Below are 22,869 nucleotides of genomic sequence, written 5' to 3' on the forward strand. Positions count from 1 at the left end.
TTTCCGGAGGACGCCACGTTGAAAATAGAACTTTCCGAACAATATTTGCCTGTATTCGAGGCTATATCCAGCAACGTCCGCATCCAAATCATTCACCTTCTGTCGCAAAAATCGATGAATATTCGCGAGCTTGCCGAAGCCCTCGGGCTCAGCAGCGCTATTATGACGATGCATGTCAAGAAGCTCGAGAAAGCAAACATTATTCACTCGGAGATGACGCCTGGCAAAGGCGGGGCAGCACAGAAGGTATGCTCGCTCAGCATCGATAATTTGGAAATTATGTTTCCGATCAAGGATGTGATTCCGCGCGAGGTTCGGCGAACCGATATTTCGATTGGCCATTTTACCGATTTGGACATTTCGCCGACCTGCGGCATTTGTACGAGGGATTCCATCATCGGCATATTCGACGATCCGAGGCATTTTCTTGATCCAGAGCGGCTGAATGCGAAGATTTTGTGGTTTGGGCAAGGGTATATTGAATACAAGATGCCTAATTACATGCTTGGGAGCGAAAATCCGGAGCAGCTCGAAATTTCAATGGAAATTTCCTCGGAGGCCCCTTTTACGAACAACAATTGGCCTTCGGACATCAGCTTCTTTTTCAATGGCATGAAGGTTGGCATGTGGACGAGCCCCGGCGACTTTGGAGGCAAAGGCAAGCTTAATCCGCCATGGTGGTTCGAAAGCGTCAATCAGCATGGGCTGCTCAAGCATTTGATCGTGAAGAAGGAGGGCACCTTCATGGATGGCATTAAGCTGTCCGATGTGACGATTGACGATATCGATATTCGCAGCAACCAGTGGACCTTCCGAATCGCTGTTGAGGAAAATGCCGAGCATATTGGAGGCGTCACGCTGTTCGGCTCCGGCTTCGGCAACCACAATCAGGACCTGGTGTTCCGCCTGTATTATACGAAGCAGCCTCAGGAGAAGGATATCGAAGCTTAGGCAACGGTAACTCCCTGCACAATGACAGCTTTGGCGGACACAGCAGCCGTTAATTCAACCGAATCAAGGGTTAAGGCACAAGTGACGGACTCAGGAGCCGCTATGGTGCTGCAAATGACCATTTTGGCGGGATAATGACGGTCATAGCGGCTTTCCTGTCCGCTTATGGCCTGAAATCGGGTCAAAAGCCAGAATAGCGGAAACTCAGTCCGCCAAAATAGTATGAGCGTTCCCAAGCTGCTGCTTGGTCTAATCAACAGTGCTCTGAACGACCGTGTACTTAGTAACAGTGAACTTAGCAACGGTAGTCTTAGTATCTGTGGTCTTAGCAACACTCGCATGCTGCCGTTCCCTCACCCTTGAAACTGAATCGCAAAATAAGATTGGCCTTGAATAAACGCTAAGCAAGGTACAGCAGGATGGCTACGGTCAACATACCCGCCTAGTATAACTGCACGCAAAAAAGCTGCATCCCTAGAGGGAGGCAGCTTTTTCGTATGGACAGAAATAGTTGTGCTTTAATGATTTCAGTGGGTATCAGGGGAATGAAAAGCATTCATATTCACATACTGATTAACAGGCTTGCGGTAGCCGCGCGGGCGCTCTTTGTTTGGATCGCTTTTGCCCAGCGTTATGAGCATAACTGGCACATAGCGATCGGGAATTTCGAACAGCTGCTGGATTTTATCCGCATCAAAACCGATCATCGGGCACGTATCCCAGCCCATATCCTTCGCGATCAGCATGAACTGCATGGCCGACAGGCTCGCATTACGAATCGCATCGTCCCGCTGGAACAGCTCGCCCCGCGATTCGTAAAATTGGATCACATTTTCATTTTCCTGATCGTAATCGAGCTTGCTCATCATGCCTAGCGCGAGCATGCCTGCATTCAGCTCTCCAACATTGAGGTGCGCCTTCGTATCACCAAGCACGACGATGGCTGCTGAAGCATTTTTTACTTTATATTGTTTGGAAGCTTCATAGATTTTTTCTTTGCTTTCCTCGGATGTCGCCACGATGTAGTGGCTGTGCTGCAAATTAAAAGCCGAAGGCACGAAACGATTTAGTGAAAAAAGCTGCTGAAGCTCATCCTCCGAAATCGCCACATTTTCCACAAAATTCACTGCCGAACGACGTTTTTCGATAATCGTTTTAAGTTCTCCCATGTTCAAACGCTCCCTTTGAAAAATCATTTTTATGTAAGATTAGTTGAAGGCTTGTCTTTATGTTTGTAATTATAATATATCTACTTTAATTTTGTAAGTAGTTTTCGAAAAATATTTTTGTGATTGCTTGCGGATGCGAAAGCGTGCATGACAAATTGATTGCTTCGCATTTTTGGTGCGAATGTGAAGCTCCCATGAAATCCCTGGGGCATTCGCACCTCAGATTATGTCGAACCGTGGCGAAAACGAGCTGTTCCGTAAAAAGTCAAGCTTGCTCTTATCTTTTTTCGATATTATTTCGTTGAAAATACAGGCGATTAATGCCATGATGGGATTAATTGATACTGTTTTTGCTGTCGCACTCCGTATGGAGTGCGTGGATTGAAACCAGTGTACGCAGCTCGCCGGCAATAAGATCCGACCGTCGCACTCCGTATGGAGTGCGTGGATTGAAACTATAGTGTCTTGGAATGACGGTATTTCAGCGTTAGGTCGCACTCCGTATGGAGTGCGTGGATTGAAACATATCCTCGCTGGCTCCGGCAGTCTTGCCAAGCTCGTCGCACTCCGTATGGAGTGCGTGGATTGAAACTGGACAATCTCCTCGGCCTCAGTTTCGGGCGCGAAGTCGCACTCCGTATGGAGTGCGTGGATTGAAACAATGTTGTCGTCATATTTATAATCTCCTTTTTAGTCGCACTCCGCATGGGTGCATGAATTGAAACAAAATAAAAAGACTCCTACAAAGAGTCTTTTTATTCGCACCTCGTATAGCTCTCGACAAGTCCCCTCATATCCCCCGAAAGAAACTAATCTTATTCCGTTGCCGCCTCGCTCAACTCCTGTTCAATTACAGCTTGGATGGCCTCGTAATCGAACGGATTCCCTATTCTCTTGTTGTTAATCATAATGGTCGGAGTCTGCAAAATATTAAAATCCTTCACGAGCTGCTGATCTTGATCGACCCGTGCCTGTATTTCTTCCGAGCTCAGCAGGGCTTTGAACTGGTCCTTGTCCAAATCCGGAACGGAAGCCTCTGCTACCTGCATCAGCTTCTCTACTGTAATCCAAAGTCCGTCATGGTCTGCATCTGGCTGCTCCGCAAACAAAGCTTCATGGAAATGCCAGAAATCGTCCGGATTCGATTCTAGCACCGCTTCTCCAGCCAATGCGCCTAATGCTGATTCTGCCCCATGAAATAGAACGTTCACATACGAGAACGAGACTTGTTTCGTATCTACATAATCTTTCTTTAATTGCGGCCAAATCTGCGAGCTCCATGCTTTGCAGGACGGGCACTTGTAATCTCCGAACTCTACGATAGAAACCTTGGCGGCCTTATCCCCCCATGTAGGCTGGCTGGAAATGGGCGGAGCCTCTGCTGCTTCCTGCTCGATGCCCGTCCGGCTTTTAGAAATCTCGTTAATGGCGAACAGCGCAATAAAAACAACGACAATGACTAAGGTATACCAAACTAACGACCTTGATTTCACATTTTTCTTTTTCATCCTGCTTCTGCCCCCTGTACTATTCATAAAAATGCAGCGCTTTGTAGAAATGCTTTTACATCCAATTTAAAGAAGAAATCTCAACTCACCTTAACATATGAGCAAATATTCATCAATCGTCTAACCATTTAGAAATTTTGAAAAAACTTCACCACTTGTTGGTAGGGCTTCTTCTCAAATAACAGTAGGCCACTCCACAACGATCATGAAAACACCTATGATATAATAACGAACATGAGTACGAAATGAATTAACAGGCGGGGATACATATGAAATTGGAGCGATTGGTCTCCATCATCTACAAGCTGCTGAATAACAAAGTTTTGTCTGCCTCGATGCTGGCTGAAGAGTTTCAAGTTTCCCAAAGAACCATCTATCGGGATATTGATGTGATTTGTGCTGCGGGCTTCCCCGTCGTCTCCTATCAGGGAATGCATGGCGGATATGGCATAATGGACGGTTATAAAATGGATAAAAGCTTGCTCGGTTCCTACGATGTCGATTCGCTGATCACTGTGCTCAGCAGCCTCGCCACCGTGTTCGACGATGAGCGTGCGCAGGGTACCATTGAACGGCTGCAAACAATTGGACCCGAGCATCAGAGCCCTAGTTTATCTGTGAACCTTGAAACCCGGCGGGCGGAGCCGGACGCACTTCGTCATTTACGCACAGGCATTACGAAGCGAAAAATCGTCCGCTTTGATTATATCAATGCAAATAATGAACGTACGACCCGGGATATGGAGCCCATGTGGCTGCATTTCAAATACAGCAATTGGTACGTTTATGGGTTTTGCCGAGCACGGCAGGATTATCGGGAGTTTCGACTATCCCGGATGATGAATTTATTTTTGACCGAGGACAGCTTTCAGCCGCATCAAGCAGCACCTAAAGAAGCTGCTATCTCAACCACAGAATGGCACGATCAGCTGCGAAATGTGGTAATCCGAGTGGGACCAGAGGCTTTGGCCGAAGCGATGGATCAATTTCATCAGGCTGATAAACAATTTCATGCCGATGGAAGCATGACGATGCAAATTCCTGTATATAAACCATTAGAAGCCCGTTGGCTTTGGTCCATTCTGCTGGGTTTTGGGAGTGGCGCCGAGGTCCTTGAGCCTTTTGCACTGCGAGGGATTTTAAAAAAACAGCTGCAAAAAACACTTCAACTGTATGAAGAAGTATGACGAACTATTGTCATACTTCTTTTTTTATTATAACAACAGAAACAAAATCTAAATTTAGAAGAAGCCGAAAGGAGACGATATGAATGTAGAAGCATCCAGTACAATTATTTGAATACCACACATGGGCAAACCCTCCTGTTTTAGAGCGTATCAAGGAGCGCCCGCCCACTGTGCAGAGTCAAAAAGTGAACAGCTCGATTCCCACCATCGCCCAGCCCCAAGTTTTATCTATGTTGGATGAATACGCCAATCGCTTTGTCCAGTTATTAGAAAAATTCATAGAATGGCCGCTAAGCCAAGCCTATTTGGAGCAATCTATTCTGCTTGAAAATCGACAATCCATTCGCCGGAATCCGCTAAACAAGTTCAGAACACTGCTGCTTATAACACGATTGTTGAGACACGCAACTCGGGACGGTTCCTCCTTTTTCCGAGGACTGAGATTCCGCTATTTTGGCTTTTGAACCGACTTCGGGCCGTACGCGGACAGGAAATCCGTTATTGCCCCCATTATCCATTCAAAATGGCTTTTGGCAGCACATTTGGGGCTCCTGAGTCCGCCTATTGTGCTTTGCCCATGTTTCTTTTAAAATAGCGTCTGCTGTGTCCGCCAACTCTATCTTTGTGCAGGAATCAAGCCCCTTAAACCCGATCAGCAGCTGGCTCGCTTACTTTTACAAACACGCACCCCAATACAAAAATACGATTTTTCGAATAGGAGAATTAATGATGTTCAATGTCTTGCTGGAAATTAATTGGATCGCCGTTCTGCTAGCTGTATTAGCAACCTCTATTTTGGGAGGCGTTTGGTTTACTATCTTTTTTGGGAAGGCTTATGCTTTTGCGTTAGGAAAAGAAGGAACACCACGTGAAAAACCAGCTCCCCTTTTTATCGCGGGACCTTTTGTCTGTGGTTTAGCAACTACAGTCACTATGGCCATTTTGATTTATGCCTTCGATATCGAATCTATGGTTAATGCGCTAATCTTTGGTGGCATTGTTGGTGTTGGATTGTTGGCTTCAACAACCGTCAATACGGCGATCAACCCAAACATGCCTCGCCCGCTGTTATACGGACTAATTAGCGGAAGCTATTTTTTACTTACAGGTTTGATTATTAGCGTAATTGTTGTAGCTATGAAATAATTTCTGCGAAAAATAAATCGCCTTTTCTGGTAATGATAATAACGACTCTCCATGCCTAGAAAGGAGGAACTTACTTTGTCTATCGATATTGAAAATCTATTGGCATTAACATCGCGAGAAGCTTTGAGAATTTGGCTGCAGGAAAACGGACAGACCGAAGCATGTTGTTGGGTAGTCGTAAGCATGACGCCAAACCCGGACACGCTGCTGTATTTGGACGCGGTCGAGGAATGTTTGTGCTTTGGATGGATTGATGGGGTGAAAAAGAAATTTTCTGCATCCCAGCTCGCGCAGAGATTGTCTCCTAGAAGCAAAAAAAGCTCATGGACTGAATTGAATAAAGAACGCGTCCGCCGACTAGAAAAGCTGGGATTAATGAGCGACGAAGGAAGAAAGGTGCTCCCTGATATGGAGCCCCATTCCTTTAAAATAGATCGCCTTATAGATCAAAGGCTGAAAGAAGACCCGCAAGGATATGAAAATTTCTGCGCTTTTCCAGCTCTTTATCAAAGAGTTCGAATCGACACGATACAAAGCTATAAAAATCAGCCATCATTGTTTGAGAGCCGATTAGACAAATTTATAGCCAACACGAAAGAAAATAAAATGTACGGTCAATGGCATGATAATGGGCGCCTCCTAAACTATTAAGCTGCCCTATAGCACGAATAGAGTGAAATGGTTTTTTAAGGTGATAATGACACCTCTAAATCATACCCAAACGAGCAGGCCGCCCACCTCGGGCGATCTGCTCGTTTTTCCAATTTCAGCTTTGCAGCTTTTCCTATTTGCAGCTTTTCTTTTTTGCATCTTCGCGTTTATTCATATTGGAACTTTAATCCTTGAATGATAAGCTTCATTCAATTTCATTCAGTTTCATTCAGCTTCATTCACTCATTAACGAGGCATACTATAATTTCCCCAGCAAATTCGCGCGTATTTCTGCCAGCTTCTGCTCACGCACCAGCTTGCCATTTTCAAAAATCGTTTTCAGCGCGTCTTCGTGCTTCCTTGCCTCATATTGCTGCACGCTTAAATCGTCAGTGAGCGTCAGTACACCGTCCTGCTCGGTTACGAGCACGAGTCCGGTTTGCGATTTTTTCACTTTGCCGATATCGGTTGCCGGGTCTTTGAAAATTTTGCGCTCTTCGCCGTTAATAATCGTAAACGTCGATTTCAGCGCAAAGCCGAACGTATCTCTCGTATTGTACTGGTACGTGAACGAGCCGATACCGAACACCATATTTGTCGAAGCAAAGCCCTTCGCCGCCAGCTTCTCGCAAATTTCACGGCAGCGGCTGATCGTAATCGCATCCCCATAAATCGCGCCAATGTGGCTGTCGAGCTGCTTAAAGCCCTTCTCCGTCACTGTGCCGCCGAAAATATCCCACAAAATTTCAATAACGCCTTTGCGCTCGAATGGATGCTGCGAATCGGGATCGCCGCAAATAATTTTAACCGGATCTCCACTGTCCGGACGAATGACAACCTTGCCGTCGCGAGCGAGAATATCCTCTTTAAGCCCTCTGACCACCACATCGAGCACGCTCCACAAATCCCATGTATCCGAGACGATCGAGACGAAGCCATTCGGATACACCTCATTGATCAAATAGCGGTACGACGCCATTTCATCGGTACCATGGGCGCACATGACGCTGTGCTCGGTCGCTGGAATCGAGGTGCCTACCAGCTCTTTTTCCATATTCGCGCCATAAAATTGCTCCAAATACAAAATCGCCGGAACCGTATCCGTTCCTGTGAACGACAGCAAATGCCCGGCTCCGCTGCCCTTCGCCGCTTCCAGCGAGCTCATGCCCCGCATCGAAAAATCATGCCCCTGAAAAGGCACGCCCGACGTATCGCCGTTCGTCTGCAAAGCGTATTGCTCCAATATTTTGCGGTACTCAAAAGCTATCGTCGCGCTCGTCGTCGGCATCCAAAGCTGGCACGACATGAGCGTCTCCAAATAATTGGTTACCCAGAAAAAGTCAGGATGCGTATTTTCAATCGTCAGCATCGGCACTTTAACCGGAACGATCAAGCCTTCCTCAATCGCCTTAACGCGAATCGGCAAGTAGCCGAGCTCATGCAGCGCAGCGATGTGCGAAGCATCTGGATTAGCATCGCCCAGCGCAAATTTAAGCACTCTGCGATACTCCTCCACAACCTCTTCCTTCGTTCTTGCGAAAAAATGCTCATTGAAATAGTCGATCAAATATTCCTTAATGAAGGCTTGAAAGCCAAAGGCGACCACTTCCTCCACGCCTTCCAGCCGGCTTGTACGGGCGGTCCAGGTCGAGTAGACGAGTTCCGTCCCTTTCGGATACTGGTTTTTGTGGCTGATTTTATAAAAATCGCATAGCAGAGTCGCAGGGTAAGCTGTCTTCGTCGTCATTTTAAACCTCTCCCCATTCAAAAAGTTGTATTTTCTCATGTCCCGCTTCATTCAGCATCGTATTGGTCGTAAACACTTTATCAACGAGCGGCGATTCGAGCAGCTTGCCCTTATGAATCGAAGGCTCGCAGTGCCCTACGAGCAAATAAATTTCCGCCGCGCCCAAGCCTTTAAGCTTCTCCGCACTGCGCATAAACGTTCCCCCGTAGGAGCAAAGATCATCAACGATAATCGCCTTAAAGCCAACGCTTGCCACCTCTCCAACTACATCAAGCCGTTCTATTTCGCCCGTCTGAAAATTCCGCGCCTTAAAGCCGACCAGCTCGTTATAGCCGCGAACTTTGCTGTAGCGCTTCTGCGCCCCGGCATCCGGGAAAAATAAATAGTCGGACGCACGGTCAAAGCCCGTTGCCTCAACGACAAGGTCCAGCAGCTCAATCGTCGGATACCGTGCCGAGCAATTGTTCAGCAGCGCTAGCGTCACATCGGAATGCGGCTCCAGCACCGTCACATGCTCAAATGCCAAGGAGTTGATCAGGCCGCTTACGTATTTCAAGGTAAAAACAGAGGTTCCCTCAATCCGGTCCATCCGGCTGTAGGGCATATAAGCAATCGTCAAGCTCGCCTGCGCCTTCCGGCTGTCCAAATATTGCTTCACGAACATCAGCTTAATCAAGTCGCTGTCATTGTCATATTTAAAAGCAAGCGTATTCTGCTCGGCTATCAATGCCGTAATCGCATCACCATCAACAAGCGTTTCCCCGTTGGGGAACGTTTTGAACACAAGCTCCACGCCATTCAGCTTGATCATCCTGCTCACTCTCCTCGCTGCTTCGTAGTTACCTTCTAAATCTGCCTTTCTGCTCCGTTACACTTTGATACGCTTTGATACGCTCAAATCGTTCTGCTTTCTCTACTCTCACTTCTATCCGTAAATCGACAGCTGCGGCTCTAGCCCTGTAAACCGGTATAGCTGAGCCGGGCGCTGCGAATACTGATTGGAGGACTTTAACGCCCCGGCCGCGTCCACGACTTTCTCAATAATGCCGCTGCGGCTTTGCGTCGAGGTAATTTTCCGAATAAAATTTTGTTCCGCAAAATCCGGCACGACCGCTTGAATGACCTGATACAGCTCGGCAATCGTAAATTCATCCGGCAAAAAAGCTTTCGCTATCGTCGTCGTCAGCATCTTCCGCTGAATTTGAATCCGCGCATCTTGAATCAAGATGCGGTGGTCAAAGGCAAGCGGCAGCTTCAGCGCCTCCTCTACCGAAAACAGCTGCACCTCCGATGCATCGACCGCCGCCTGCCGATTCGCAAGCTGCTGCTCTCCCACGAGTGCAAGAAATGCATGTGAAATCATCCAGCCCCGCGGATCGCGTCCAGGCGCACTATATACGTTAAAATATTCGAGATGGACCTCGCTAACCTGCGTCTCTTCCAATAGCTCACGTCTGGCACATTCCTGCACCGTTTCCGTTTCCAATGTAAAACCGCCCGGCAGCGCCCATTGCCCTTCGAAAGGCCAAATGTTACGCTTGATGAGCAGCACCTGCAGCTCATGATGCGGCAAAGCTTTCTTAACCTTGCTGCGCTGGGTTGAAACAATCGTAAAGATCACGATGTCCGTCGGCGCTCCGTCCGGCGTTCGGTAACGATCCGGCGAATAATTGGATTCATTTTCGATCAAGTGCTTCACTTCCTGTTACGATTTAATTTTCTATTTGATATTATCATTATGACATTATTAAATCATTTGTCAACCCTTTGAATGATTTTAGGCTATTCCTCCCCATTAGTTTATAACGCTACTGACAATCTGTTGTCAGTAGCGTTCTTGTATATTCAACGTATAGTTACGAAAGGGAGGCTCACACTTTCAAAATGGACATAAACAACGACGCTTTTATATTTGAAACACCGCTTATTGAAGGACTGATTCTTCGAAGAAGAAATCGATTTATTATGGAAGTGGCGATCGACGGCATCATTTACGATTGCCACTGCCCTACTACAGGACGCATAGGCAGCATCGTATTCCGCGATATTCCTTGCCTGCTTTCCAAGAGCAAAGACTTGACCAGAAAAACCCTCTACACCGTAGAGGCCATTTCACTCGATTTGCTGTCTGAGCCAAATAAATCTTGGATTGGGATAAATCAAAATGCGGCGAACCGCTATGTGGAACATTTTCTGAAAAATGGCCAGCTCTCTGCTATGGTCAGCAGTGATAGCGTGAAGCGGGAACAAAAGCTCGGCAATTCCAAGCTTGATTTTCTTGTAGGGAATACTTACATCGAGGTCAAGACCCCGCTTACAACTTTACAGGTTGAGAAAAAAGACCATATCACGACCGCAAAAGGAAGTGAGTTCAATTCCTTCGAACGCTTCCTTAAGCACATTGGCGAACTTGAAGCAAGCTTAGCAGAAAATGATAGAGCTATACTGTTCATTTGTTTTATCTATGATAGTCCAGAATTCAGAGGTTCTAAGAACGGCAAATACAGCAGCTATATTAGAGAATCCGTTGAATCTTCTATCAAACGGGGTGTTGAAATCTGGCAGGGTAACTTCAAAATTACGCCTGACGAAGTGAAGCTTATCCGTTATTTCGAAACAACAACAGATATGCTGAACTAATGCGGCTGCTCAAAAAATAATCCTTGCTCGTCATGATGCTAGAAAATAAGGGGGCCGCTGCAAATTGAATAAAACAGAACGTTTGTTATCGATCGTTCTAGAGCTGCAGCGAAATAAGGTGTTGAAGGCTGAAGAACTGGCAGAGATGCTGGAAGTTAGTTCTAGAACGATTTATCGGGATGTTCAAGTGCTGAGTGAATCCGGTGTGCCCATCATCGGTGCAACTGGATTAGGTTATTCTTTGATGAATGGTTATTTTCTGCCGCCAGTGAGTTTTACTGTAGAAGAAGCAGCAGCGCTGTTGATTGGAGCCGAGTTTGTAGAACAGCGCTTTGATCCTGTCTACAGCAGGAGCGCACGCTCTTCACGCGGGAAAATCGAAGCTGTATTAACGGAGCCCATCCGCGATGAAGCGGATCGGATACGCGATAACATCCTTCTTCTTCACAAGGATTATGAACCCGAAATAGGCCATCGAGAGAAGGCTTACGTGGCAGCCATTCGTACTGCCATGCTTGAAGGCAACAAAATCCGCTTTGAATACCACAAACGAGCAGCACAAGCCAATGATAAACATGAAATGCTGCGAACAGTTGCCCCTTACGGGCTCGTACTAGATGAACAAAATGGCTGGCTTTTAGTTGCCCATTGCGACTTGCGGGATGACATTCGCCATTTTCGGGTATCGCGAATTAAAGAGCTTGCCATTACGAATGAAACGTTCCAGCTGCCCAGCAGCTTTCACCTGCACGGCTATCAGCCGAAGGATGACCGCGACGTCAAAGTCCAAGTGCTTTTTAATGTGAGCATCGCAGAGAAAGTGAAAATAGCAAACAACTATTATATGGAGGATGCCCGATTGAACGCCGATGGATATTACGTCACCTTTCGCGTTCGACGGTCTGAGGATTTGCTGTCCTGGCTCCTTGGCTGGGGCGCAGATGCAATAATCATTGAGCCCGAGGCTTTCAAACTCCGCATAAAAAAAGAAATCGAAAACATGATGAAACGTTACTGACAATCTAATGTCAGTAACGTTTTTGTATATTGTAGATAGGCATGAGGTTGCCGTATTTAAAAGGAGGAAAATAAAAAATGAACACCACAAAAGAAACGATATTGGTTACAGGCGCAGGCGGAAATTTAGGGAGATTGGCCGTTCAATGGCTGCTCGAAAATTATGATGGGCCGATTATAGCAGCTACCCGTACCCCAGAAAAACTTTCGGATCTTGCCGACCGCGGGGTTAGCGTACGGCATGCGGACTTCAACCAGGCTGAGACGCTGACCGATGCTTTTGCCGGGGTGCAGCGTCTGCTTTTGGTAAGTACGGATGCGCTTGAAGTGCCAGGTCAGCGAATCACGCAGCATTCGAATGCCATACAAGCTGCCGTTAATGCGGGAGTAAAACATATTGTCTATACATCGTTCTTCAACCCTGAGCCCGGTACAGCGAATTTAACGGCGGGAGACCACTACAGCACGGAAGAGGCTATTAAGAACAGCGGCCTGTCTTATACGATTCTTCGCAGCAATCTGTACGCAGAGAATCTGCTTCAATCCTTGACGCACACGGTCGCCACAGGCCAATACGCCGCTGCTATCGGCGAAGGCAAAATCGCTTATGTGACTCGCAAGGATTGTGCTCATACAGCCGCAGCTGCACTCGCCTCCTCTAACACGGACAAGCACACACGGAATGTAACTGGCCCAGAAGCGCTATCCGGTTATGATATCGCCCAAATATTGAGTGATACCACTAAGAAAAACATTATCTATATTCCACTCGAAACCTCACAGCTCGTTGGCATCTATGAATCGTTTGGCGTTCCGAATGCTGTAGCGCATGCATTAGCTTCCTTCGATACCGCCTCGGCCAGAGGGGAATATGATCAGACGTCAACAACGGTTCAAGAGCTGACTGGTCAAGCTCCTACAAGCTTGAAGCCATTTTTGGACGAGTATTATTGGAAGACGATTACGATCTGCTAAAAGAATAGAACGCAAAAAAGCGGGAGCTGCTTCTTTTCAAGAGCAGCTCCCGCTTTTTTAACCTTCCTCGCTTCATCCTTTAGCATGTGTCGAAATCACACATGCTTGCTTAAGCCTATTATTAAGGCACCGCGGCCTATTCATGTAAATGCTAACTACTGCTCTGCCGCTTCCTAATTTCATTCACGCCCATAATAACCGCAATCAGCTCATAATCTCCGAGCTGGCGGGTTTCGTTCCATAAGCAATAGGCGCCGGATTGCATCCAGCCGCTCGTCTGCGCGAAGCTCGCAATCGTCTCCTCACGGCGGTTCATAATTACATACTCTTTAGAAAACGCTGGCGACTCAATTAAATAAAAGCCGCGCTCGCCCGCATCATACTCAAACCGCTTATTCATGAAGCTCATCCTTGGGCGCAGCACACCTAGCGGAGCGCCGTAGCTGTCGCTGACTTCCCATTTCATTGAGAAAAACCGAAATTTCGCCTCGCACATTTTCGTATCCTTGGCATCATAAACTTCCAGCGAAGTGCTAAACGCACTTTTCAGATTAACCCATCCCGCAGATTCCCCCGTCTCATTCATAATGCCTGTACTGCCGGAACTGAAGAATTTGTCTCTGAAATATAAGGACATGCAGCCTCACTCCCCTTCTACGATGTCATCACCATATACGAAGCGCTCCAGCAGCAGCAGTTTCTCCTCATTCAGCTCTCCTGAATTATCAAAATCCAGCACCGAAGAGGCTGGAATCGGCCAATTCAGCTTGCGCGGTCCCAGCGAGCGGCTGAAGGCTTCCCAATTGCCAAGCTTCCACTCATCAAGCTCCAAGCCCCGTTCCTGTATCCGGGTGCGATGCAGCTCCTGATCCCGCAGGGAGACGAGTACGACCCGCACAGCTACATCACGCAGGCTTGCACCGATGGCCGACAGCTCCTGCTCAATCCAAAGCGGATCAGCAGTTTCCTTCGTGAAGGGGCCGATGACGAGCGCGTCCGTGCCAATCGCTACATTTTCCAAAGCTGCATCCATCGTAATCCGGTAGCCGAGATCGCGGCAGCGCACCTTATACAGCTCCGAATCACGGTCCTTCGGATCAAGCCCCGACGCCGTCATAATTGCCTCGGCCGCCGGACGCAGCAGCGTATCCATATCAAAAATCGCAGCGCCCTTGCGCCGTGCCAGCGCCTTGGCCAGCGTCGTCTTGCCCGCTCCCGCCCCGCCTAGAAAAAATACTAATTTTCGCATATGATTCGCCCCCACACTCTAATGATCATTACCCGCAAACCTGAACCAATGAACACGTTATCAACTCTATCTCTCTACTATAAACCATTTTCTAGCTTGCCTGTAAAAAATAAACCGCTCAGCAGCTGTTATCCCCAGCTGCCCTCATACGCAAAAACCTCCAAAGCTGCGCGAATAGGCAGCCTTGAAGGTTTTTATGCTTGGAATCTCGTTTACTTCGAATTTCCGAGATCGATGAGTTCAGCCTTAATCAGCATGCGCTGAACGATAGCTGCCGTTTCCGCTCTAGTTATGTTGCTTGCTGGCTTCAAACCAGCATCTCTGCCTTGAACCAAGCCGCTGTTTATTGTCGCAGCTACAGCCTGCTTCGCCCAAGCATCTACAGCCGCCCCATCTGTAAACGAAGCAAGTGCAGACGCTGCCTCAGCTTCGCTCACCGTAGTGTTCAAGCCCGTAAGCTTCATCGCCCTCTCAAGCATAACCATCGCTTCTTGGCGTGTAATCGTCTTGTTTGGACGGAATGCTCCGTCTTCATAGCCTTTAATAATCCCGTATTCCTGCGCTTTAGCTACTGCGCCCATGAACCAGTCGCTGGACTTCACATCATGGAAGGCCGTAGTTTTTCCGTTTTCAGCCAATCCCAGCGCCCGAACGATAATCGCCGAGAACTCCGAGCGCGTAATAGCTGCATTCGGATTAAAATGCGTATCGTCGATGCCTTTCACAATAATACGCGAACCCATGTCGTTTACCGCGTCTTTGGACCAATGCCCTTCCACATCCGCGAACGTAATGGGATTCCAGATCAAAGTATAAATGCTGTTCGTCAAACTGCTAACGACCGCATAATAGTTTTTATCATGCTGCGTAACGTACGTCGGCACATGATAAACCGTTCCGTCCTCCAGAAGCACCGTTGCCGTTGTAATCTTGCTCAGGTCTATTCCAGCTGGCAGCGGGATTTCCCGTTGAACATACGAGCTAAACTTGTCTACAACTACGGTTTTGCCATTGTATGAAGCGGTAACCGTAAAATCAATTGGCGGAAGCACCACGCTAAACCCGTCTTTACCCGCCGTATTTTTAACTAGCTCGACGCTTGCATCATTGCTCTTGGCAATGTCCACTTGTACGATGATATCCGTTAGCTTCACTTGAACGCCAAGCAGCGATGACAGGCTGTCGATTGCAATTTCTGCCGCAGGCAGCTTGTAGTTCCCGTTAATCGTCCGAACTTCCAAAATAGCCTCATTGTTTTCCATCGCTTTCACGGCATCCCCAGTCAATACCGTGGATACTTTATCCGCGCTCACGCTCGCAACAGGAATAATGATGGTCGAATTACCGCCCTCTTTGGCGAGCTGTGCTGTCAGCTTGTTCGTATCCACCGTTGCCGTCAGAACACTTTTTCCATCTTGTTTCTTCGTGTTCCCCGTAGCAATCTGATCGTACTCCTTGCCGTTCACGATTACTCGGAAACCTTCCAGCGCCACTTGTCCGCCAGTTGCTGAAGAGCCAGACGAGCCATTGCCTCCGCTGGAGGAATCACCGCCCGAGCCTTGCGAGCTTGTTCTCGGCGTGGCACTCGCTTCATTGGAATAGCCGCCTATTCCTTCTTCGTTATTCGCCTTAACCTTAAAGTAATAAGTTGTTCCGTTGCTCAGTCCAGTTACAGTGAAATTCTCACTGCTTACAACTGCAACGGGAACGGACCCGTAATCACCAGCCACGGTTGACTGATAAACACTGTAAGAAACCGATCCCTGTACGCCAGTCCAGTTCAGCGTCACCGTTCCATTGCCGGCTGTCGCTATAAGCGCGGTTGGCGCAGAGGTTCCCGGCGCATTCACCGTTACGGTGCTCGTTGCCGTCTTGCCGCCGTCTTCCGTTGTCCCTGTAATCGTCACTGTGCCTGCTCTCAGCGGCGTGACTACTCCGTCTTCGTCCACCGTCGCTACCGACGGATCGCTGCTCGTCCACGTGACTTTCTTATTCGTTGCATTGCCTGGCAATACGCCAGCCGACACCGCTCCCGGACTGCCTCCAGCTGTAAGGGTGATCGCCGCTGGGCTTACCGTCACTCCCGTCACCGCCACGTCCGTCGCATTCACCGTAACGATGCTCGTTGCCGTCTTGCCACCGTCTTCCGTCGTTCCTGTAATCGTCACCGTGCCTGCTCTCAGCGGTGTGATTACTCCATCTTCATCCACTGTCGCTACCGATGGATCGCTGCTCGTCCACGTTACCTTCTTATTCGTCGCGTTGCTTGGCGATACGCCCGCCGTCACCGTTCCCGGGCTGCCTCCAGCTGTAAGAGTGATCGCCGCTGGGCTCACCGTCACTCCTGTCACAAGCACGTCCGTTTCATTGATCGTCACCGTGCTCGTTGCAGTCTTGCCTCCATCTTCCGTCGTTCCGGTTATCGTTACTGTGCCCGCTGTCAGCGGTGTAATCACTCCATCCTCGTCCACTGTCGCTACCGATGGATCACTGCTTGTCCACGTTACTTTCTTATTCGTCGCGTTGCTTGGCGATACGACCGCTGTCACCGTTCCCGCGGCGCCTCCAGCTGTAAGGACCAGCGTTGCCGGGTTCACCGTCACTCCTGTCACAAGCACGTCCGCCTCATTTATCGTCACCGTGCTCGTTGCCGTTTGTCCTCCATCTTCCGTCGTCGCCGTAATGGTTACTGTGCCTGCTGTCAGTGGTGTGACCACCCCATCCTCGTCCACTGTCGCTACTGATGGATCACTGCTCGTCCACGTTACTTTCTTATTCGTCGCGTTGCTTGGCAATATCTCCGCCGTCAGCGTTCCAGCGGCGCCTCCAGCCGTTAGCGTAAGCGTCGTCGGGCTCACCGTCACTCCCGTAACGGGCACCGTCACTCCCCCAAGCTTGACCACTTGATCAGCTGTCGCAGGCACCATCCAGATGCTCTCGCCATCAAAAACGCCACCAGAAAAAGGAGCCATGCCTATCGTCGTCGTACTCGGCCAATTGTCGAAAGCCGTCATTACTCCCGTGTCTTTATCCATCTTTACAAGCTGGTCCGTAGACATTCTAGGCAGCATCCAAATACTCTGACCGTCAAAGACACCGGTAAAATATTGGCTCCCACCAGCTATGCTGCTTGGCCAATTGTCGTACCCTGTCATTACTCCCGTGTCTTTATCAATCTTGATAACTCTGTCCGCTCCCGAAGGGATAAGCCAAATGTTCTGACCGTCAAAGATACCGCCGTTAAAGGGATTCGTATTAAAATAATCCTTCGTAAAGCCGCTTGGCCAATCGCTGTAGCTCGTCATCGCTCCCGTATCCTTGTCAATTTTGACTACACGGTCTACTCCGCTAGGAACCATCCAGATGCTCTGGCCATCAAAGATACCCCCGGAAAAGTTTTCATTGCGAATGAAACCATAAGGTGTCGACACACCTTGGCTTGCAAGCTGAACATCGCTTGGCCAGTTATTGTAACCGGTCATTGCTCCCGTATCCTTGTCGATTTTAATGACATAATCGGCTCCAGCCGGAACCATCCAAATGTTCTGACCGTCAAAAACACCGCCGCTGAAGTTTGCCATAGGCGTATAAAAAGGATTTGGATTTGTCGTTGTGCTAGGCAATATAAAGCCGCTCGGCCAGTCGTTATAACCAGTCATTGCCCCTGTATCCTTGTCCACCTTAATCACTCGATCCGCCCCATAAGGAAGCATCCAGATGCTCTGGCCATCAAAGACGCCGCTGAGGAAATCCGGCATCCGGCTGCCTCTCACAAACCCGTTAGGCCATGCTGTGTAGCCAGCCATCGCTCCCGTATCCTTATCAATCTTAATCAAACCTGCAGCACTACTAGGCAGCATCCAAATGCTCTCTCCATCAAAAATACCGCTCGAAAAACCGTTGTTTTGTGTAAAGCCGGCAGGCCAATCGCTATATCCCTCCATCCCGATTGTATCACCAATAGGGGATGGCGATATTGTACCACTGAAGCTTGAACCGCTCTGATTATAAATAGCTGCTGGCCCGGCAAATGCCGTTATTGAGAATAAGTTAGAGATGATTAAGAGCCATGCTGTCCAAATCAACAGCATTTTCTTCTTTTTCCGCGTGTTCATTCGTGTATTCATCCTCTCAGCTTCTTGTTTACTGAATATGTACTTCATCACAAGTTATTTTTCTATTTTGAGTCTTCCTGCCGAGCTCTCCTCCCCCTGCTAATTAGACAACTCTCGTATTTTAATTTCATATTGCGCCTCATTTCGACATTATACTTTATCGTTGTTGAACCGAATTTGAACAAAAAAACGACCCCCACCGTCCTTGGGACAGGGAAGTCGCTTATAATCACCAATTATAAATGTGAAACTTATAGCTGCATCTATTTTAAAAAACAGACGTAGGATTTAGTGCTAGCGCCCTTGTATCTATTTCTGGTGAAGCGCCTAATTCGCCGGCAAACAAGTCCAGCAGCTTTCTCTCTTGCGCTGCTGCCGCTTCCTTGTTGCTCATCAGCAAATGCAGGGCGATGATTTTGGCGTGAATGCGCTCTGCAAACGGCTGCTGCTTTTCCCATCTTTGCAAATACAGCAAAGCAAACTCGTAGCGCTGCTGCCGCACTTCCATATTGACTGCCCATTCCAGCAGCTCGATATATCTAAGTTCAAGCTCGGTCCGCCTCGCTTCCGCCCATTCGTACCCATTGTCCGTCAAATAACCGTTTCGGTACAGCTCCAGCGCCCTTTGCACTTCAGCCATGCTTTCGCCGTTTTTGAACCGCCGATAGCTGCTTTCAAAATCCTCGCAATCCCAGAATTTCGGCTGCCATGTCAAGCGGTAGCGCCCCCCTCCGGCGCGGGTCTGCTCAATAACATCAAACAGGCCAAGCGCTTCCAGCTCTTTGCGCAGCTGATATACTGTCGTATACAGCATCGCCTGCGCCCGCTCTGCATTCCGGTCTCCCCACAACGCATCCATTATGCTCTCCATTGCAATAGGCTGATCCCGGTGGTGGAGAAAGAAGGCAAGCAGCTCTTCCGTCTTGGTTCTGCGCAGCTTGAGCGTCTTCCCTTGGCTCGTTTCCAAGGAAAATTGCCCAAAGCTGCGGACAAGGATGTCCATTGGCTTCGCGCTATGCCCTGTTCCTGCCCCTCTCTTCTTAGTGAATCGTTCCAGCGTCTTGCTGATGCGCTGTGCTGTCATCGGCTTCATCACGTAATCAAAGGCTTCCGACTCAAAAACATCAACCGCATAATAATCATAGGCCGTCACGAAAGCGATCCCTACATCAGGTCTGTGCCTCTGAATCTGCTCAGCCAGCTCCAGCCCATTCATGCCCGGCATTTTCATATCGACAAAAATCAGGTCCGCCTCTATCCTATGTAAACACGCAACAAGCTCCTCAGCGTCGTCAAAAAGTCCCTCTATTTTCACATCGCCAAACGTCTTCAGCACACTCTCAGCCATTTTCAAAGCCGGAAGCTCGTCATCAACCACGATTACTTTAATCATCCAAGTGGTCTCCCTTCGGAATGCTAAACTTTACTGCTGTGCCCCCATTTTCATTGCTTGCAATCTCCAATCGGCGTCTATAGATTCGATATAGACGCTGCTGGATGTTTTTCAGAGCCACGCCGCTGCTCTGCGCTGCGCTATCCCCGATTCGTGTTGCATAATATGAATCTTGAAAACCTACGCCATCGTCCTCTACCGTAATGACGACATCGTGCTCCTTCTCGCAAACGGAAATTTTAATGTTCCCTCCTTGCTTGCGGCTCGCCAAACCATGCTGCACCGCATTTTCGACCAAGGGCTGAATGACAAGCGGCGGCAGTAGGCAATCCACATCGCTGTCTATCTCATAGATAACCTGCAAACGCTCCCCAAAACGGGCTTTTTCAATGGATAAATAAGCCTCCACCAGCTCTAGCTCCTTATGCAGCGGAACGAGTTCTTCCAGATTTCTGAAATCGAAGCTGCCACGCAAATAGTCGCTCAGCGCAGCCAGCAAATCCCGTGCTGCCTGAGGATCATCCAGTGAGTAAGCCGAGATTGTGTTAAGCGCATTGTAGAGAAAATGTGGCTTGATCTGCGCTTGCAGGAAGGCCATCTCGGCAAGTGCCGATTCGCTCGCGGACTTTTTCATTTCCAGCAGTGTACGGATGCGCGCTTTCAATTCGCCAGCCTCGACCGGTTTTCCGAGAAAATCATTCACTCCCGCATCGAACGCTGCTAGCATTTCTTCTGGCCGATTTCTGGCTGTAAGCAGCAGCACCGGGAGCTCGGATAGCGAATATTTGCTGCGTATATTCCGGCACAGCTCGTATCCTGACATTCCCGGCATCATTAAATCAATAACCGCCAAATCGATCCGGCGTTCCTGCTCCAGCTGTCGCATCGCCTCCTTGCCGCTGGATACGGCGAGGACCGAATATTTTTCTACGGACAAAAGATTGAGCAGCACCTGCCGATTGGCGGCATCATCATCTACAACGAGAATCGTAACTGCTCCGCCGCTTTTCAGTTTAATCGTATCTGCCGGGCTGCTTGGCTGAGCTGTGTTTTTCAGCCTTGCGTGAATGGTGTCTGCTTCCGCCTCGGCTGGCTGCACGTCCATATTATTTGCGAGCGGAATAGTAAATGTAAATACCGAGCCTTTACCTAGCTCCGATTCGGCCCAAATGCCTCCCCCATGCAGCTCTACAAGCCGCTTGGCGATGCTGAGCCCCAGCCCCGTTCCGCCTCGTTCCTTCGCCATTGCTCCCCCAGCCTGCTCGAATGATTCGAAAATAACCTCCAGCTTATCATTAGGAATGCCAATGCCCGTGTCCGAGACCGACACCACGAGCCAGCCGTTAACCTCACGCGCTGCAACGGCAATCTCCCCTGCAGCTGTAAATTTGAGCGCATTGCCGATTAGATTGTTCATAATTTGCGTCAGCCTGTCTTCATCGGCATAAACATAGTGCCGATCACTCAAAGAGTCCGTGAAGCGTATCGGCTTTGCGCCGGCGAAATGGCGAAACATCTCGAATATAATGCGCACAAGCGGACGCAGAGCAACCGCCTGCTGGTATAGAACAAGCTCGCCGTTTTTCAATTTGGAGAAATCGAGCAGATCGCCGACCAGATTGCTCATTTTTTTGCCGATGCCTACAATCATCGCCATGTTTTCCTCCTGCTGCGGTGTCATCCGGCCAGCCGCGCCCTCAAGCAGCGATTGCGAAATGTTGATAATGCCATGCAGCGGCGTTTTCATCTCATGGGAGGTGTTCGCCAGAAATTCATCCTTTAGCCGGTCCATCGAACCGAGCCGCTGGGACAGCTTTTGAACGGATTCAAACGCATTTACAAACCTTCGGGATAATAGCAGGCCCTGCGCCATGAAAAAGCACAGCCAAGCGGCCATTTGAAACGATACGTATGACCTTACGCCTAGAAACTCCATCAAGGAGGCAACTGTCATAACCAGCTGCGATACGACGCTGACCAGCATATATACCGAGCCCTCCATCCTCTTCACGACAGCAACGAGCATGACGTAAATGACATAGAGAACGGCAATAAGAGCCATGGCGAAATTAACGAGTGTAAAGCGTGTAAAGACGGCAGCTGGAGTCGCCACAGTTAGGAGCACGGTGAACGCTATGAGCGATCCGGACGTTTGCAGCGCGATTTTATGGAACAGATGGGGCAAGGAATGCCTCGTATACAGCAGTAAAAACAGCACCGCAAGCACACCGGAAAGATCTTGTATTTTCGTAAACAGCTCGTAGGGAATTCCCGGGAACGGCATTAAAAGCATTTTTTCGCCATGTGTCATAAAATACAAGCAGATCGCTATACAGCACAGGCCAAAATAGAGCCATGATCGGTCATGCCCCCGCATATGAAACAATATGATGAAATAGATGCCCATTAACAGAAAGGTCGTTGCGGCAAACCAGTCCTTGGCCACCGCAAACTCCCGTACGGACAAGATGTCCTCCTGATATCCCAAAAGGATAGAATGGGTTATGCCACCTTGCGAATAACGATAGTTGGCAACCTGCACAACAATATCGGCTTCGCCGCCCTCCACCGTAAAAAAACGGACATATGGCGCATTCACGGAAACGGTATCCTCCTTGCTCATTCCCGGAATGCCGCGGCCCCCAATCTCCCGGCCGTTCACGAACAGCTTATGGGCTGTTTTAATATTCATCTGCCTGATGCCAAATACATGCTCGCCTGCTTCCGGAAGCTTAACACGCAAGCGGAAGGTTCCGTACCCGTATGGAGAAGGTTCATCTGCCGCCACCTCATATTGCTCCCATCTATCCGGCACATGGACGTAGCCCGTTCTCTCCAGCCCTTGTCTGCCTTGCATCTCCCGCTTAAAATCAGCCGGGGCCAAAAGCCGGTTTTGGTAAAATTCCCACTCCCCGTCCAGGCGGGCAATACCGTTTTCGGAGAAAGCCCATTTTGTCAAATCCAGCTCCCCGTTTTCAGCTTCTGGAACGTCGCTGGCGATTGCCGCAAAGGGGAACGCCATAATTACCATCCATATCCCACAAAAAATCATGATGGCAATCGCCACTTTTTTTCGCATCTTTCTTCCCCTCTTATGTCAGCAGTTAGTTGAGACTGGCCT

The 22,869-nt window shown here is 48.8% G+C and carries 17 protein-coding genes and 1 CRISPR repeat array; of the genes, 7 read left to right on the plus strand and 10 right to left on the minus strand.

Annotation, left to right across the window (positions count from 1 at the left end; all coding sequences use genetic code 11):
- The first annotated feature begins 18 nt into the window (after nucleotides 1-18).
- Nucleotides 19-951, plus strand: coding sequence for an ArsR/SmtB family transcription factor (locus BBD42_RS02890; RefSeq protein WP_099516917.1), 933 nt, complete (start codon nucleotides 19-21; stop codon nucleotides 949-951).
- A 527-nt stretch (nucleotides 952-1,478) separates the two neighbouring features.
- On the opposite strand, the gene BBD42_RS02895 is transcribed toward BBD42_RS02890, so the two are convergent.
- Both BBD42_RS02895 and BBD42_RS02900 read right to left on the minus strand, forming a co-directional pair.
- Nucleotides 1,479-2,120, minus strand: a complete 642-nt coding sequence (locus tag BBD42_RS02895; RefSeq protein ID WP_099516918.1) for a nitroreductase family protein — start codon at nucleotides 2,118-2,120, stop codon at nucleotides 1,479-1,481.
- A 355-nt stretch (nucleotides 2,121-2,475) separates the two neighbouring features.
- Nucleotides 2,476-2,780: direct repeats of the CRISPR family, unit length 33 nt; unit sequence GTCGCACTCCGTATGGAGTGCGTGGATTGAAAC.
- A gap of 155 nt (nucleotides 2,781-2,935) precedes the next feature.
- Nucleotides 2,936-3,628 (minus strand): DsbA family protein, encoded by a 693-nt coding sequence (locus BBD42_RS02900; protein WP_172455372.1) that lies wholly within the window; start codon nucleotides 3,626-3,628, stop codon nucleotides 2,936-2,938.
- A gap of 269 nt (nucleotides 3,629-3,897) precedes the next feature.
- Here BBD42_RS02900 and BBD42_RS02905 point away from each other — a divergent pair, with 269 nt between their 5' ends.
- The 3 genes from BBD42_RS02905 (at nucleotide 3,898) to BBD42_RS02920 (ending at nucleotide 6,612) form a co-directional block, all read left to right on the plus strand.
- Nucleotides 3,898-4,815 (plus strand): helix-turn-helix transcriptional regulator, encoded by a 918-nt coding sequence (locus BBD42_RS02905; protein WP_099516920.1) that lies wholly within the window; start codon nucleotides 3,898-3,900, stop codon nucleotides 4,813-4,815.
- Between the two features lie 726 nt (nucleotides 4,816-5,541).
- Entirely contained in the window at nucleotides 5,542-5,961 is a 420-nt protein-coding gene (locus BBD42_RS02915; protein ID WP_237163346.1) for a DUF1761 domain-containing protein, read from the plus strand.
- Between the two features lie 81 nt (nucleotides 5,962-6,042).
- Complete coding sequence (locus BBD42_RS02920) at nucleotides 6,043-6,612, plus strand: YdeI/OmpD-associated family protein (protein ID WP_099521419.1); 570 nt, start codon at nucleotides 6,043-6,045, stop codon at nucleotides 6,610-6,612.
- 259 nt (nucleotides 6,613-6,871) lie between these two features.
- On the opposite strand, the gene BBD42_RS02925 is transcribed toward BBD42_RS02920, so the two are convergent.
- The 3 genes from BBD42_RS02925 to BBD42_RS02935 all read right to left on the minus strand — a co-directional run bounded on the left by BBD42_RS02925 (nucleotide 6,872) and on the right by BBD42_RS02935 (nucleotide 10,049).
- Nucleotides 6,872-8,359: a nicotinate phosphoribosyltransferase gene (locus tag BBD42_RS02925; RefSeq protein WP_099516923.1), complete on the minus strand. Its 1,488-nt coding sequence runs from the start codon at nucleotides 8,357-8,359 to the stop codon at nucleotides 6,872-6,874.
- 1 nt (nucleotide 8,360) lies between these two features.
- Nucleotides 8,361-9,170, minus strand: coding sequence for a ribose-phosphate pyrophosphokinase (locus tag BBD42_RS02930; protein WP_099516924.1), 810 nt, complete (start codon nucleotides 9,168-9,170; stop codon nucleotides 8,361-8,363).
- 114 nt (nucleotides 9,171-9,284) lie between these two features.
- Nucleotides 9,285-10,049, minus strand: coding sequence for an NUDIX domain-containing protein (locus tag BBD42_RS02935; RefSeq protein WP_481855912.1), 765 nt, complete (start codon nucleotides 10,047-10,049; stop codon nucleotides 9,285-9,287).
- Between the two features lie 194 nt (nucleotides 10,050-10,243).
- Here BBD42_RS02935 and BBD42_RS02940 point away from each other — a divergent pair, with 194 nt between their 5' ends.
- The 3 genes from BBD42_RS02940 to BBD42_RS02950 all read left to right on the plus strand — a co-directional run bounded on the left by BBD42_RS02940 (nucleotide 10,244) and on the right by BBD42_RS02950 (nucleotide 12,991).
- Nucleotides 10,244-10,999, plus strand: a complete 756-nt coding sequence (locus BBD42_RS02940) for a DNA/RNA nuclease SfsA (RefSeq protein ID WP_216364914.1) — start codon at nucleotides 10,244-10,246, stop codon at nucleotides 10,997-10,999.
- Nucleotides 11,000-11,063: 64 nt separating this feature from the next.
- Nucleotides 11,064-12,017 carry a helix-turn-helix transcriptional regulator gene (locus BBD42_RS02945; RefSeq protein WP_099516926.1) on the plus strand — a complete coding sequence of 318 codons (954 nt, stop codon included), beginning with the start codon at nucleotides 11,064-11,066 and terminating at the stop codon, nucleotides 12,015-12,017.
- A gap of 77 nt (nucleotides 12,018-12,094) precedes the next feature.
- Nucleotides 12,095-12,991 carry an SDR family oxidoreductase gene (locus tag BBD42_RS02950; RefSeq protein ID WP_099516927.1) on the plus strand — a complete coding sequence of 299 codons (897 nt, stop codon included), beginning with the start codon at nucleotides 12,095-12,097 and terminating at the stop codon, nucleotides 12,989-12,991.
- Between the two features lie 151 nt (nucleotides 12,992-13,142).
- Here BBD42_RS02950 and BBD42_RS02955 read toward each other — a convergent pair whose 3' ends face one another.
- The 5 genes from BBD42_RS02955 to BBD42_RS02975 form a co-directional block, all read right to left on the minus strand.
- Nucleotides 13,143-13,628, minus strand: coding sequence for an LURP-one-related family protein (locus BBD42_RS02955; protein ID WP_099516928.1), 486 nt, complete (start codon nucleotides 13,626-13,628; stop codon nucleotides 13,143-13,145).
- Between the two features lie 6 nt (nucleotides 13,629-13,634).
- On the minus strand, nucleotides 13,635-14,240 hold the full coding sequence (locus BBD42_RS02960; protein WP_099516929.1) for a P-loop nucleotide/nucleoside kinase family protein: 606 nt from the start codon (nucleotides 14,238-14,240) through the stop codon (nucleotides 13,635-13,637).
- 212 nt (nucleotides 14,241-14,452) lie between these two features.
- Entirely contained in the window at nucleotides 14,453-18,355 is a 3,903-nt protein-coding gene (locus BBD42_RS02965) for an Ig-like domain-containing protein (RefSeq protein WP_172455373.1), read from the minus strand.
- 268 nt (nucleotides 18,356-18,623) lie between these two features.
- Nucleotides 18,624-19,748 carry a response regulator gene (locus BBD42_RS02970; protein ID WP_099516931.1) on the minus strand — a complete coding sequence of 375 codons (1,125 nt, stop codon included), beginning with the start codon at nucleotides 19,746-19,748 and terminating at the stop codon, nucleotides 18,624-18,626.
- A complete protein-coding gene (locus BBD42_RS02975) occupies nucleotides 19,741-22,827 on the minus strand; it encodes an ATP-binding protein (RefSeq protein WP_099516932.1) in 3,087 nt (1,028 codons plus the stop codon). The genes BBD42_RS02970 and BBD42_RS02975 overlap by 8 nt, the downstream gene beginning before the upstream one ends.
- Between the last annotated feature and the right edge of the window lie 42 nt (nucleotides 22,828-22,869).

It is taken from the genome of Paenibacillus sp. BIHB 4019, from assembly GCF_002741035.1.
Classification (GTDB): domain Bacteria; phylum Bacillota; class Bacilli; order Paenibacillales; family Paenibacillaceae; genus Pristimantibacillus.